Genomic DNA, 14,487 nt, shown 5'->3' on the forward strand with positions numbered 1-14,487 from the left:
TTATTAATCACATGACCAATGGTATAAGCGTGTCACATAACCTGAATGGTGGGTTATCGATCCCTCTATTTTTTGACAGCCTTCCGCTTCAATAAGTGATTGTGTCATTATTTTAAGGTTATCAACAGAGTTGAATGACATTTGCCCATAAAAAGCAAAAAGAGACGCTCCGGCTTGTTGGATAGCCACTAAGCGCTGAAAATCAACTTTTAAGGCTTGGCTATACCCTATAATAGCGACAAAGCTAATATTAAAGAATAGCAATACTGACACCATATTAATTAGCATACTATCTTCTTTTCTTTCATGATTAATTAAGTATTTATTATCAAATACAGCCTTCTTTAACTAGTGGACAGTAGTCTAGCCAACCATTATGTTGTGCTTCAATATGCAGTTTTTCCTTACCCACCAGATTAATCCATTGATAATGAGATATCTTATCTCCGCTATGACTTTTAGCCTCTCCGAGTAGTAAAGCGCTTGTCTTTCCTCTCAAAGAGAAACAGCTTTTCATATTAGGTTCAGCAGTAAAAGTACGACATTGCCATTGATAAAGACGAGAAGGCGATAAATCCCATGTTAAGGTCATTCCCCATGACAACGCAGATCCAGCGAATAAAAAGGTCTGCTTTGCTTGTAACTCTTGCATCACCATTAATTGACATTGACGATAGTGATAAGCAAAACTTGTCAGTAACGATAAACTTATCACCATAAAACCTACTGCAGCCATCAGACCGATGACACCCTGTTGCTCCTTTATTGTTCCCTGTGTCGTTATCACGAAATATTCCTTAATAGTATTGATGTTTGATAGTGTACTTTTAGGTTAATATTTTGTTTTGCTTGGAATTTTAATGATAATGATAGATAGTTAAATGCACGTTTTTTTATTGGAGAATAGTGTGTATAGGGAGTTAAGATAAATTCTGTCACCTCAATTTCTTCTTTTTCGAAGATCTGTTGCCATCCTGTTGAATCACAATTTTGCACACCACGACGTTGTTCAAGCTGACCGTTTTTTAATCTAAAACCAAAGTAATCACTCTCTTGTTCTTCTGGACTCTCCCAACGGCCGTTATTGTTCATATCGTAAACAAACAAAACACAAGAGCCATGAGGGTGATAAGGATAATGACCTATTTTAAGTGGTACAGGTAAAGAAGCCTTTTTAACAGTGCAATCACCATTGCAGTACCCTGCTCGCCTTAATTGCGTTTCCAGTAACTGCAAACGCTGTTTTAGATAAATCTCTAAACGATATTGTTGATAAGAAGAAGTTAACTCATTGATAATATAAGGATAAGAACGTCCAATACAAACTAATAAAATACTACTTATCGTCATCACAAAGAGGCACTCCATCAACATAAAACCCGCAAAATCATGATATTGAATAGACAAAGGACGCTTTAGCATACTGAAAATGCCTTTATTGTCTGACTGCACGCTCGAATACGCCCTAATGAAGAGATAATAATTTTGACCTCTTCATCACCATTTGACAGCACAAAATGCATCGGTCGTAATGTTTGGCGTAAGCCACAAAATGTAAAGCGTGTTGCTGTAGAGCGAATAAGCTGATTGCTTAACCCTAATTGAATACTTTCTTTGGTTGTGGGTGTTATTAACGATTTTGCCTCTAATTTATTGATAGGTGATAGCCACAATACAATTTGCACTTTGCAATTAAAGAGCAGTGAGCGTTGTTGTTGATAAGCTAAAAACGCCATCACTTCTCTTACACTTTGAACTAACTGGCGTTGGCGTAACAACTGATGATATGAGCTCAAGGATAAAGCGCTCAATATTGCTACTATAGCCATAACAATAAGCACCTCGAATAAGCTACTCCCTAAATGTTTAGAGTGGGAATAATGATTGCCTGTCATCCATGCCTCCTGCTTGTTTTCCTTGTCATTTTTACTGTTTTATCTCAATAACAATGCAGGCAAAAACCAGATAGGTAAATAAAAGCTCATCAAATTTAAGAGAGGTTACGCAATACGATATTTTTTTAAGTTAATAACAATAAAATGACTATTTTTTGATATCAAAAACCCCCAATAATTAAATTCAACTATTGGGGGTCACTTCAAAGGTTCGGGCTTAGCTGGAGTGCTACATTTCAAATTTTTTTACTAGCTTCGGATCTTTACTTCCATAAATATCTGTTTGGATAGTGACTAGCAGTTCATGAAGAGTAATTTGTAAAAACTCAAGAAAATCTGGGTGAAGGAGAGTTCTATCTACGACAGACACAGGTAAGAATCGCTTCATCTCTCCCTTAAACTTTTCACTCGCAACCAATGCAGGCAAAGACTCAATTCTTGCTTGCAACCATTCCTCAAAATGCTCATTGAGCTTATAATCGGCAACCTTTTTCATTACCAGTTCAGCGTCTGGTTTAACCCCTTTCTGGTGCAACCACACCAAATCCCACATATCTCTATACCGAATACGTGAGGTTGTTGCTGGGAATGAAACCAATTTATCAGCCATGACCTCCGTAAGCTCTTCCACTCTAATAATCAGGTCAGAATAGCCACTAGGAAGCTGCTCATAGTTTTTAACAAGCGTTCGAAGGGTGTTTGTGTATGCAGGAATGTTGGCTATTTCCACTTTGATCTTCTGCTTTGGTAGGTCTTTTTTTCCTGGATTGGTAGTCACTGATATTTGCCACTTATCGACTTTTACATCTGCATAATCAGGTTCTTTTCTTAGCTCTTTTGGCTCTTTAACCACAACCTCCAAGCCATATCGTTCACCAACATATTTCTCAATACACGCTTTAATCTCAAGCAGTTGCGCTGAACAGAAGTCACGACCACCAGCAAAGTCCAGATCTTCACTAAATCTGTTTGATCCATAGCAAAGCCTAAGCGATGTACCGCCCTGAAATGTGATGTGCTTTAAAAGCCCTGTGGCGGAAAGAGCATAAAGAATGTCATAATGTAGCAATTCTTTTTCCACGACAGGCCTGTTCGCGCCGTAATCCTTTTCGATGACAATGCTGTCAACCAGCTCATTAAAATTGACAAAATCAGACATAGTTTAATTCCTCACGTTGGATGAGGTGTGTATTCCTGCCAACCTTCATTAGATCCTTAATGGCAGTCTCCTTTGTTGCAATTCTTAATGGCCCCCTTCCTTCCACCGTAGTATTGAGTATTTCAAGAGGCTTCTTGGCAGTATGGGTAACCTCAATAACGCCCCAAGGCGTTACAAACTCTCCAGACCGGCCTGTGGACATAATCGTAAGTCTGTCGATGGGGATCTGTGAAATTACACCGTACTGAGATAGAGCGGATTCCAAACTAATGTAGTTGTAGTGGCCTCGTCGAATATTTTCGGCCAGACGTTCTAAAGGGTAAGGCCCCAATGAACCTTGAGTATAGATATATACACCTTTTGATGCTCGGCGTAGCACATCATGCGCGATCAGCCGGTCAACTGATTTTTGTAATGTTTTCGGAGACTCATCAGGAAAAAGCATTTTTAAATCTTTGGTGAGGAAGATATTTCTACCTTGCTTACTGAATTTGTTAAAAACATTAATTGCTCTTATTAACTCCATATCAACCTCTACTAAATCACCCCCAACGAGGGGTTATTTTGTATATTTGAGTATAGTACATTACCTTGATATACAAATAAACCCCAATAAAGGGGGGGTTTTGTATATCAAAAACCCCCAATAATCGAATTCAACTATTGGGGGTTATTAAGTGTTAAACCAAATCAGTGAGTTAAACTACACCGTAAACGGGTATTTTATCGCCTCGTGACACTGATAACCTTCAACACTAAAGTCATCTGTCGTGACCCAAGTTTCTATATCATCTAATGTCTTAATGTTTGGATTAATATGTAGCTTAGGTAATGGCAATGGCTCTCTTTTTAGTTGAACATCACGCATCAGAGGTAATTGGTTCTCATAAATGTGAGCATTAACTATCTTATGGAATGCTTTACCTGGTTTATGTCCTGTGATTTGAGCCACCAGCGCTAATAATACAAAGCATTGAATTTGATTAAAATTCAACCCTAATGGGACATCACAGCTACGTTGATATGAGGTTAAATAAAGCCTGTCACCGAGCAATGAAAAAGTATGTGTATGCATGCATGGACGTAAACACCCTAACGCTGTTTCTCCGGGATTATAAAAAGTGACTATCTCACCACGATCGTCAATACCGTTAGTTAAGTTATCTACCACTTTACGTAATTGATCAAAGTGCGAGCCATCAGGGCGTTGCCATTGGCGTCCTTGAACACCATAGACTCGGCCCATATCATCTTCACCCTTACGATGCGGATTATTTAACCATGCGCTATTTTCATTAGCATTCGCGTTCCACGTATTACAGCCAATAGCACGAAATTGTGCTGCATTATCATAACCACGTAAGTACCCTAATAGTTCCGCAATCGCGGCTTTGTAAAAACTTTTACGCGTTGTTATGAGTGGAAATTGGTTATTGGCAACATCATATTCCAGATCGGCATTTATCACCGTTAAACAACGGGTTCCTGTCCGTTTATTATCAATCCATTCACCTTCATCGATAATGCGTTGACACAATGCCAGATACTGCTTCATGTAGTCTCTCTTTTTTGTTAGCTAATAATAGTTAGTGTGTTGTTGGCGTCTGTGGAGTGGCTTTATCGCGACGATACGCCCACACCATAAAGATAATGCCTAATATTATCATTGGAATGGAAAGAATTTGCCCCATGCTGATACCGCTAAATAAACCTAATTGCGCATCAGGTTGGCGGAAGAATTCAACAATAATACGGAAAGCACCATAACCAATTAAGAATAACCCCGATACACTGCCCATAGGACGATTTTTGCGTACAAAGATATTCAGAATAATAAATAATACCACGCCTTCTAGGAACATTTCATAGAGTTGCGATGGGTGGCGAGGCAATACGCCGTATTGCTGAATGATAGGTAATAGTGTAGTGGGATCTTGCGCGACAAGCTGTAGATCTTCTGCACGGGAGCCTGGGAATAAAATCGCCCACGGGGTATCTAAGGTGACTCTCCCCCAAAGCTCTCCATTAATAAAGTTACCAATACGTCCTAAACCTAAACCAAATGGGATTAATGGAGCAACAAAGTCTGCGACTTGAAAAAAGTGACGTTTAGTGCGACGAGCAAACCAAATCATGGCGCAGATCACCCCAATTAAGCCACCGTGGAAGGACATTCCGCCATCCCAGACTTTAAATAGGTAAAGTGGATTATCTAAAAATACCGGTAAGTTATAGAATAAAACATATCCTAGACGCCCACCAATAAACACGCCCACAAACCCTACATAAAGTAATGTTTCGACTTCACTTTTTTGCCAACCACTGTTAGGTTTTGCCGCTCTGCGGTTTGCTAGCCATAATGCAAACACAAATCCAATCAAATACATCATGCCGTACCAGTGCAAAGATACTGGCCCGATAGAAAACATAACTGGATCGATTTCTGGAAATTTAAGGTAGTTTATACTCATTCTTCCCTACTTCACTTTATTAATGATTTTCTATCTATGGGTCGATATGGATAACCCCTTAGACAAAAAGTTTATACGAAGGCCTATCAGATACCTCCGCGAATTAATCCACCTAATCCTTGTCTTTCCATAAAATCAGCAGACAATTTTTTTATCTCTATTGCCGTTTCAGCTTTCAACACCTGTTGCATAAAAGGCTGTAAGATAGCAGGATCTAGATGGCGCAATAAGTATTTTACCCTAGGTAAACTACGGCCACTCATGCTTAACTGACGAAAACCTAGCCCTATTAGTAGCAATGCCCCCATCGGCGTACCCGCCATTTCGCCACAAACACTGACTGGTAACTGATAACGTTGGCATTCTAAAGCAATAATATTAAGCGAACGCAGTAATGCAGGATGCAAATTATCATAGAGCAGTGCTACATGGGTATTATTACGATCGACTGCAAGTAAATATTGCGTTAAATCATTAGTACCAATCGAGATAAAATCTACTCGATGTGCTAATTGCGGTAACATAAAGACCAATGAGGGGACTTCAAGCATGATCCCCACAGGTGGTAGAATGCATTCGCATTTCATTTCTCGGCTAACTTCAGCACATGCTCTTAGTAACAATGCTTTCGCTTCTTCAATTTCATCAATACTTGTCACCATCGGCAACAATATTTTCAAATTTTTAAATTCAAGATTAGCTTTTAACATCGCTCGTAGTTGGATCAGAAATATTTCTGGCTGATCAAGTAATATTCTGATCCCCCGCCACCCTAAACAAGGGTTCTCCTCATTTATCGGCATATAAGGAAGCTGTTTATCTGCACCTATATCTAAAGCACGTAGTACGACGGGTTTATTGGGAAAAAATGATAAGATTTCACGATAACGGTTTTTTTGTTCATCTTCGGAAGGAAAACCGCTTTGTAACATAAAAGGGATTTCTGTGCGATAAAGACCGACACCATCTATACCAACGCTAATACGTTGTTCATATTTAATGCTTAGCCCTGCATTTAATTGCACACTGATGGATTCACCATTTTTTAATACCGCTTGCTGTTCAAGCTGCTCTTCAGCAAGTTGACTCAATACTCTTTCTTCATCAATAATTTGCCGATATTCCTGCATGATAAAGGGTTCTGGTTCAATAAAAATCTCACCACGATAACCATCAAGAATCAGCATTCGGTTGTGAAGCAGCTCCGGTTGAATATCTGCCCCCATAATGGCAGGGATCCCCATTGCTCGCACTAAAATCGCTGAGTGTGAATGAGTCGCACCATCACGAACTATCACCCCTGCCAGTTGTTGTTCTGGCAACTCAGCCAATAGATTGGCACTAAGCTCATCCGCCACAAGAATAAAGCGATCTGGCCATGTATTTGTCGTACTGAGATCATCATCTAAATGAAATAGTAAGCGCTGACCTAATGCTTTTAAATCTGAAGCTCGTTCTCGCATATAACTATCTTTAAGACTTGAGAACTGTGCAGAAAACTTCTCTATCACCACTTTTACTGCCCACTCAGCAACATAGCCTTGTTGTATAACCCCAGTCATTTTTTGTCTTAATTGGGGATCGTTAAGTAAATGCGAATAGAGATCGAAAATAGCCGCACTCTCTTTTTGTGAATTTGCCATAAAGCGCTTACTAAAACGGCGACACTCCGATGTCGCATCTTCTAAGGCGACCGTTAATCGGTTTAATTCACTTTTTATATCCAGTGCACTTGCTTTAAAAACATGATCTAAGGTTGGCTGAGACATCTCTTGCCAACCATATGCCATCACTACCCCCGTAGAAACGGATAGGGCTTTAATACGGCTTTGACGATATTGTCCAAATAATCCTTTCGTTTGCACTTGCGACAATATCGCCCCTAATTGGGTGGCTAGTGTCACCATAAAAGACTCTTCGCTTTCATTAAATAAGCGTCGCTCTTTTTGCTGAACCACCAGCACCCCAAGTAACTGACGACGATAGACAATGGGCACGCCGAGAAAAGCGCGCAGATCATCCTCTTTTACTTGTGGCAGATAGGTAAAATTAGGATGTTCACGAATATCAGCCAGATTAATCAGCTCAGAAAGACGTCCTACTTCACCCACCACCCCTTCATCAAATGAGAGGCTGACGGCACGTCCTTTCGGCTTTTTCAATCCCTTTGTGGCCATTAAATAGAAACAGCGATGAGGAATATCGGCAAGATAAATAGAACACACATCCGTGTGCATGGCTTGACACGTTTCTTTCACTAATAGTTCAAGTGCTTCTGGCAGACTCGCTGCCATAGCCACTTTTTCTACAATTTCCCGCAAACGTGTCAGCATAGTGTTATCTAATACCTTTTACGGCGATATCCATAGGAAGGACGAGACATAGACACTTGTTCTTGTAATGGCATAACTACTGGTGCGAACTCTTTCATCACGCGACGATATACATCTCGTTTAAAAGAGACGACTTGACGAACAGGATACCAATAGCTAACCCAACGCCAACCATCAAACTCTGGCGTTTTGCTCTGCTGAACATTAATGTCCTTGTCGTTACTTGTTAACTGCAAAAGGAACCAACGCTGTTTTTGTCCAATACAAACAGGTTTTGTGTCCCAACGCACCAAACGCTTAGGTAACTTGTAACGTAACCAGTTACGCGTGGAGGCAAGGATTTTAACATCCTTACGACTTAATCCAACTTCTTCGAACAACTCACGATACATGGCTTGTTCTGGTGATTCTCCAGGATTAATTCCCCCTTGAGGAAATTGCCATGAATGTTGTCCATAGCGACGGGCCCAAAGCACTTGCCCTTGCCGATTACAAATTACAATCCCCACATTCGGGCGGTAGCCATCATCATCGATCACCAGACTACCTCAATAACCAAACTTGAAAGATAACTCATTGTTTCATACTACCCACAAACGGTAAACCACTATCAACAGACTTTGCACAACGTGAGTATTTATCTACAATGGGAATGTCTCAACGGGGTGCTTTTTTAAGCTGAGAAAAACTCGTGGAACCTGATCCAGCTAATACTGGCGTAGGGATTTGAGTCAGGATGGCGCAATAATAACTCATTTGCCTCCTCACTCCTCAGATCCTACTTGACTTTTTACTGAGGAAAATAGCGTGTTAATAAATTCTCTTCGTTCAACTCTTTTATTCAGTGCACTAGGTTTGTTCAGTGCTTTTGCCGCAAATGCACAACAAACCAAACCCACACTTACCGTCTATACCTATGACTCTTTTACCGCGGATTGGGGGCCTGGTCCGGCAATTAAAAAAGCATTTGAACAACAATGTGATTGTGAGCTAAAACTGGTTGCCCTTTCGGATGGGGTTTCTCTCCTTAATCGTTTACGTATGGAAGGGAGTAAAAGTAAGGCAGATATTATTTTAGGGCTAGATAACAATCTTATTCATGCGGCAAAACAGACCGGACTTTTTGCACCAAGCAATATTGATACATCAAAACTGGCATTACCTGAAAAATGGACTGATGACACTTTTGTGCCTTATGACTACGGTTATTTCGCTTTTATTTACGATAAAAATCGTATTACTCATCCCCCTAAAAGCATGGATGAGTTGTTAAATAGCCAACAGCCGTGGAAAATCCTTTATCAAGATCCACGTACCAGTACCCCCGGCTTAGGCTTAATGTTATGGATGCAATCACTGTATCCAAACAATACCGCTGAGCAGTGGCAAAAATTGGCGAATAAAACACTGACAGTAACCAAAGGCTGGAGTGAGTCCTATGGCTTATTCTTGAAAGGAGAAGGGGATTTTGTGCTCAGTTACACCTCATCTCCGGGCTACCATATTTTGGCTGATAAAAAAGACAATTATGCGGCTGCTATTTTTGATGAAGGACACTATTTACAGGTAGAAGTTGCAGCCAAGCTAAAATCCAGCAAACAGCCAGAATTAGCTCAGCAATTTATGCAATTTATGCTAACCCCCGCTTTCCAAGAAACCATCCCAACCACTAATTGGATGTATCCTGTTATTGATATGCCACTACCTGAGGTCTACTCCGTTATGCCTAAACCGCAAAAGTCATTACAATTTGATGCTGATGTGGTAGCCAAAGAGCGCCAAACATGGACACGTAACTGGCAATCTGCGGTTAGCCGCTAATGGGTAAATGGCTTATCCCGGGGCTATGCGCCTCGGGATTATTACTTACCGTCGCCCTTCTCTCCTTCGGTGCTTTATGGTTTAACGCGCCAAGTGGTGATTTATCGACTATTTTTGCTGATAGTTACCTATGGCATGTGGTGCGCTTTACTTTTTGGCAAGCATTTTTATCCGCGCTATTTTCCATTTTACCGGCAATTTGGTTAGCAAAAGCGCTCTATCGACGCCAGTTTGTTGGCAGAACGCTCTTTTTACGCTTATGTGCAATGAGTTTAGTTCTACCGGTGTTAGTGGCGCTATTTGGCATTTTAACTGTGTATGGTCGCATGGGGTGGCTGGCTCAAATATGCCAATGGTTAGGGATTGATTACCATTTTACGCCTTATGGTTTACAAGGCATTTTACTCGCACATATTTTTTTCAATATGCCACTGGCTACCAGAATGTTGTTACAAGCCTTGGAAAGTATTTCTACCGAGCAACGCCAATTAGCATCACAATTGGGAATGAATGGCTGGCAACGTTTTCGTTTTCTCGAGTGGCCCTATTTATGGCGACAAATCCTGCCTACTGCATCACTGATTTTTATGCTCTGCTTTGCAAGTTTCGCGACTGTATTAGCGCTGGGAGGTGGGCCTGCGGCAACAACTGTTGAATTGGCAATTTATCAAGCATTAAGTTATGACTACGATTTACATCGTGCAGCGCTATTAGCATTAATTCAGCTATTTTGCTGCTTAGGATTAGTACTTGTTAGCCAAAAATTAAAGGGAACACTCTTTGTCGGTAGTCATCAAAAACTAAGCTGGCGTGATCCTAGCGACTCATTAATCAATAAAATAACGGATAGTTTAATTATCGTACTTGCTATGCTCTTTTTACTTCCTCCGTTATTAGCGGTGATAAGTGATGGCTTAAACAGTCAATTATTAGGTGTTCTACAACAGCCGGTACTTTGGCAAGCCTTTACAACATCATTAATTATTGCACTTGGCGCTGGGGGACTTTGTGTTATTTTAACGATGATGTTGCTCTGGAGTAGTCGAGAATTACGCTTACGCCATTTTAAAAAGGCCGGACAAGCGCTGGAAATGAGTGGACTCATTATTCTGGCTATGCCGGGCATTGTATTAGCGACGGGCTTTTTTCTATTATTAAACAGCACAACCGGATTACCTGAATCCCCCTATCTTTTAGTGATCCTCACTAATGCGCTTATGGCTATTCCATATGCTTTAAAAGTACTTGAAAACCCAATGAATGATATTGCAGCCCGCTATAATCTATTATGTGCTTCCCTTAATTTGCGAGGTATTAATCGTCTACGTTGGATAGAGCTACGCGCTTTGAAAAAACCACTATCACAAGCACTGGCTTTTGCTTGTGTCATTTCCATTGGTGATTTTGGTATTGTTGCCTTATTTGGAAATGAAACTTTTAGAACATTACCTTTTTACCTCTATCAGCAAATCGGTGCTTATCACACACAAGATGGCGCTGTCACCGCGATGCTCCTTTTGCTGTTATGTTTCACGCTTTTTAGCCTTATCGAACGCGTTTCAGGAAAATCCTATGATTAAGTTAGAGCAGCTTTCTTATACCTATGAGCACCAACATCTGACCTTTAATTTAACGGTAAAAGCGGGGGAGCGTATTGCTATTTTAGGTCCCAGTGGTGCAGGTAAAAGCTCATTACTCAGCTTAATAGCGGGTTTTCTGCCCTCAGAGTCAGGCTCGTTATTTTTAAAAGGGAAAGATCATACCAAAACAGCCCCTGCCCAACGCCCTATCTCGATGTTATTTCAAGATAACAATCTTTTTCCTCATCTCACGGTAAGACAAAATATTGGTTTAGGGCTAGATCCAGGGTTAAAGCTCACTGTGGCACAGAAAGCACTATTAGAAAGTCGAGCCAAACAGGTTTCTTTAAGTGATTATCTAGAGCGTTTACCTTCACAGCTATCAGGAGGTCAACGTCAACGAGTGGCAATTGCCCGTTGTCTGGTACGTGAACAGCCTATTTTATTGTTAGACGAACCTTTTTCCGCCCTTGATCCCGCATTACGTATCGAAATGCTGACATTATTAGAACAAATTTGTGATGAAAAAAATCTCACTTTACTCATGGTGTCTCACAGCTTAGAAGATGCTCATAAAATCGCACCAAGAGCGCTTGTTATTGATAATGGCACCATTGTCTATGATGGAAATACAGCGTCATTAATCAAAGGCGAAGTGGATCAATCACTGCTTTTAGGGATACCTTTTAATTAATCTATTGAAATATAGCTGTATAAATAACCACTAATTTAACTATAATAAACATATCTTCACTTACTTGATATGTATTATTTATGACATACCACACAGAGCAAGGCTTTATTCTTACCCGCCATTGGAGTGACACCCCACAAGGTATCGCTGTCTCCTATTGGTTGGCGACAGAAAATGGACCGCGTAAAGTCACGGTTGCAAAGCAGTATGCTATTGGTTTTGTTGCTCAACAAAATGAAAGTATATTACGCTCAGTGGTTGGTCATAATCGCGATATTGATATTCGTCCTCTGGCGTTAAAAGACTTTGAAAGACAACCTGTTTTGGGGATTTATTGTAAACAATACCGCCAACTTACCCAGCTTGAACAGCAATTAAAACAGTATAATATTCGCCTATATGAAGCCGATATCCGCCCACATGAACGCTATATGATGGAGCGTTTTATCACCGCGCCTGTATGGTTTCGTTATCAAAATAGTCATACTGTCACGCTAAAACCTGCCAGTGATTATCGTCCTACATTACGTACCGTCTCTTTAGATATTGAAACCAGTGAGTTTGGTGAGCTTTATTCTATTGGATTAGCCGGTTGCGGTGATAACGTTGTTTTTATGCTTAGTGACACCCTCCCAGAAGTTCAAGAAAGCCAACAACCTGAAGGCTATCGTCTGTGCTATGTAAGTAGTCGATTACAACTCCTTGAAAAACTAAATGCTTGGATACAAGAGTACGATCCTGATGCGATTATTGGTTGGAATCTTATTCAATTTGATTTGCGTATCTTGCATACCCATGCTCAGCGTTACGGGATCAATTTATTATTAGGACGACAAAATACCCCATTAGAGTGGCGTGAACATGGTTTTAAAGCGGGGCACTTTTTTGCCTCAGCACAAGGGCGTTTAATTATTGATGGTATTGATGCTTTAAAAATGGCGACATGGAATTTTCCCTCTTTTAGCCTAGAGTCAGTTGCTCAAACACTGTTAGGGGAAGGGAAAGCGATTGATACACCTTATGCCAGAATGGACGAAATCAATCGCCGTTTTAAAGAGGATAAGCCCGCCTTAGCGTATTATAACTGGCAAGATTGTGTCTTGGTTAATCGTATCTTTGATACCACACACTTAATGGAATTCTTATTAGAAAGAGCCAGTGTAACAGGACTGGCAGCAGATAGAAGTGGTGGCTCTGTCGCAGCATTTACTCACCTCTATTTACCCTCAATGCATCGTCTTGGTTATGTTGCCCCCAATCAAGGTGAAAAACCCGAAGAGCATAGCCCTGGTGGTTTTGTCATGGACTCAACACCGGGTCTCTATGACTCAGTGGTGGTACTGGACTATAAAAGCCTATATCCCTCTATTATTCGCACCTTTTTAATCGATCCGGTGGGAATGATTGAAGGTATGCATCACCCTGATAGCACACATGCCGTTCCCGGTTTTCGTCAAGCGTGGTTTTCACGAGAAAAACACTGTTTACCCACCATTGTTTCACAAATCTGGCATGAACGAGATAATGCTAAACGTCATAACAACGCCCCGCTCTCTCAAGCATTGAAAATTATTATGAATGCTTTTTATGGTGTATTAGGCTCGGTAGGCTGTCGTTTTTTTGATCCTCGATTGGCTTCATCAATTACTTTACGTGGTCATGAAATAATGAAAAAGACCCGTGAATTAATTGAGTCAAAAGGCTATCAAGTGATTTATGGTGATACTGATTCTACTTTTGTTTGGCTTAAAGCCGCTCATAACGAAGTACAAGCAGAGCAGATCGGTCGTCAATTAGCGCAAGATGTTAATCAATGGTGGAAAAGCTATCTGACTGAAACTTACCAGCTTGATAGCCAATTAGAGCTTGAGTACGAAACCCATTATCGCCGATTCTTGATGCCCACTATTCGAGGCATGGAAACCGGAAGTAAAAAACGTTATGCAGGGCTAAGTCATGATAAAATGGTGTTTAAAGGATTGGAAACAGTCAGAACAGACTGGACACCACTGGCGCAAGCTTTTCAAAAAGAGCTTTATACACGCATCTTTAATCAGCAACCTTATCAACAGTTTATTCGTGATTATGTTGCTGATACGCTATTAGGAAAATATGATGATAGACTGGTTTATCGAAAAAGATTGCGACGAAAATTATCAGACTACCAGCACCATATCCCCCCTCACGTCAAAGCAGCTCGATTAGCGGATGACTATAATCAATTACAAAATAGGCCGCAACAATATCAGCAAGGCGGTTGGATTAGTTATATAATTACTCACTTGGGGCCAGAGCCGTTAGAGCATATCACTTCGACACCTGACTATGAACACTACATTAATAAGCAATTAATGCCGATAGCAGATGCTATTTTGCCATTTCTACAAGATGATTTTTCTACCTTGTTAAATGGGCAAATGACGCTCTCTTTTTAAGATGTGTTATTTTGCAGGTGACGGCTTGCTTTGCATCTATTAACATAACGCCCCTTTGGTGATAATCACCTTTTTTCTCATCTTGAGAAAGATACTATT

Annotated in this window: 14 protein-coding genes and 1 riboswitch; of the genes, 4 read left to right on the forward strand and 10 right to left on the reverse strand. The window is 40.5% G+C overall.

What is annotated here, in order from left to right; all coding sequences use genetic code 11:
• Window positions 1–3: 3 nt before the first annotated feature.
• From AACQ49_RS05120 to rppH, 10 genes are all read right to left on the reverse strand, one after another.
• Window positions 4–288 carry a hypothetical protein gene (locus AACQ49_RS05120; RefSeq protein ID WP_004245514.1) on the reverse strand — a complete coding sequence of 95 codons (285 nt, stop codon included), beginning with the start codon at window positions 286–288 and terminating at the stop codon, window positions 4–6.
• 40 nt (window positions 289–328) lie between these two features.
• Window positions 329–787 carry a DUF2509 family protein gene (locus tag AACQ49_RS05125; RefSeq protein WP_004249493.1) on the reverse strand — a complete coding sequence of 153 codons (459 nt, stop codon included), beginning with the start codon at window positions 785–787 and terminating at the stop codon, window positions 329–331.
• Window positions 784–1,422 carry a prepilin peptidase-dependent protein gene (locus AACQ49_RS05130; protein ID WP_071233881.1) on the reverse strand — a complete coding sequence of 213 codons (639 nt, stop codon included), beginning with the start codon at window positions 1,420–1,422 and terminating at the stop codon, window positions 784–786. The genes AACQ49_RS05125 and AACQ49_RS05130 overlap by 4 nt, the downstream gene beginning before the upstream one ends.
• On the reverse strand, window positions 1,416–1,895 hold the full coding sequence (locus AACQ49_RS05135) for a prepilin-type N-terminal cleavage/methylation domain-containing protein (RefSeq protein ID WP_004250230.1): 480 nt from the start codon (window positions 1,893–1,895) through the stop codon (window positions 1,416–1,418). Before AACQ49_RS05135 ends, AACQ49_RS05130 begins: the two co-directional genes overlap by 7 nt.
• 229 nt (window positions 1,896–2,124) lie before the next feature.
• The gene (locus AACQ49_RS05140) at window positions 2,125–3,054 is read right to left on the reverse strand and encodes a nucleotidyl transferase AbiEii/AbiGii toxin family protein (RefSeq protein WP_049199423.1); all 930 of its coding nucleotides are present in this window, start codon (window positions 3,052–3,054) and stop codon (window positions 2,125–2,127) included.
• Window positions 3,047–3,580, reverse strand: a complete 534-nt coding sequence (gene abiEi / locus AACQ49_RS05145) for a type IV toxin-antitoxin system AbiEi family antitoxin (RefSeq protein WP_004245520.1) — start codon at window positions 3,578–3,580, stop codon at window positions 3,047–3,049. The genes AACQ49_RS05140 and abiEi overlap by 8 nt, the downstream gene beginning before the upstream one ends.
• Window positions 3,581–3,757: 177 nt before the next feature.
• Window positions 3,758–4,609, reverse strand: coding sequence for a thymidylate synthase (locus AACQ49_RS05150; RefSeq protein ID WP_004245521.1), 852 nt, complete (start codon window positions 4,607–4,609; stop codon window positions 3,758–3,760).
• A gap of 31 nt (window positions 4,610–4,640) precedes the next feature.
• The gene (gene lgt, locus AACQ49_RS05155) at window positions 4,641–5,525 is read right to left on the reverse strand and encodes a prolipoprotein diacylglyceryl transferase (RefSeq protein ID WP_004245522.1); all 885 of its coding nucleotides are present in this window, start codon (window positions 5,523–5,525) and stop codon (window positions 4,641–4,643) included.
• Between the two features lie 86 nt (window positions 5,526–5,611).
• Window positions 5,612–7,858 (reverse strand): phosphoenolpyruvate--protein phosphotransferase, encoded by a 2,247-nt coding sequence (gene ptsP / locus AACQ49_RS05160; RefSeq protein WP_004249490.1) that lies wholly within the window; start codon window positions 7,856–7,858, stop codon window positions 5,612–5,614.
• Window positions 7,859–7,866: 8 nt separating this feature from the next.
• Window positions 7,867–8,397, reverse strand: a complete 531-nt coding sequence (gene rppH / locus AACQ49_RS05165) for an RNA pyrophosphohydrolase (RefSeq protein ID WP_004245524.1) — start codon at window positions 8,395–8,397, stop codon at window positions 7,867–7,869.
• Window positions 8,398–8,509: 112 nt separating this feature from the next.
• Window positions 8,510–8,601: riboswitch (TPP riboswitch) on the forward strand.
• A gap of 64 nt (window positions 8,602–8,665) precedes the next feature.
• On the opposite strand from rppH, the gene thiB reads away from it, so the two are divergent.
• The 4 genes from thiB to AACQ49_RS05185 all read left to right on the forward strand — a co-directional run bounded on the left by thiB (window position 8,666) and on the right by AACQ49_RS05185 (window position 14,388).
• The gene (gene thiB / locus AACQ49_RS05170) at window positions 8,666–9,679 is read left to right on the forward strand and encodes a thiamine ABC transporter substrate binding subunit (protein ID WP_004250228.1); all 1,014 of its coding nucleotides are present in this window, start codon (window positions 8,666–8,668) and stop codon (window positions 9,677–9,679) included.
• Complete coding sequence (gene thiP, locus AACQ49_RS05175) at window positions 9,679–11,259, forward strand: thiamine/thiamine pyrophosphate ABC transporter permease ThiP (protein WP_004245526.1); 1,581 nt, start codon at window positions 9,679–9,681, stop codon at window positions 11,257–11,259. The genes thiB and thiP overlap by 1 nt, the downstream gene beginning before the upstream one ends.
• Window positions 11,252–11,953 carry a thiamine ABC transporter ATP-binding protein ThiQ gene (thiQ, locus tag AACQ49_RS05180; protein WP_004245527.1) on the forward strand — a complete coding sequence of 234 codons (702 nt, stop codon included), beginning with the start codon at window positions 11,252–11,254 and terminating at the stop codon, window positions 11,951–11,953. Before thiP ends, thiQ begins: the two co-directional genes overlap by 8 nt.
• An 80-nt stretch (window positions 11,954–12,033) precedes the next feature.
• On the forward strand, window positions 12,034–14,388 hold the full coding sequence (locus tag AACQ49_RS05185) for a DNA polymerase II (RefSeq protein WP_161778918.1): 2,355 nt from the start codon (window positions 12,034–12,036) through the stop codon (window positions 14,386–14,388).
• Window positions 14,389–14,487: the final 99 nt, after the last annotated feature.

The organism is Proteus sp. G2675 (genome assembly GCF_963886535.1).
Classification (GTDB): domain Bacteria; phylum Pseudomonadota; class Gammaproteobacteria; order Enterobacterales; family Enterobacteriaceae; genus Proteus; species Proteus mirabilis.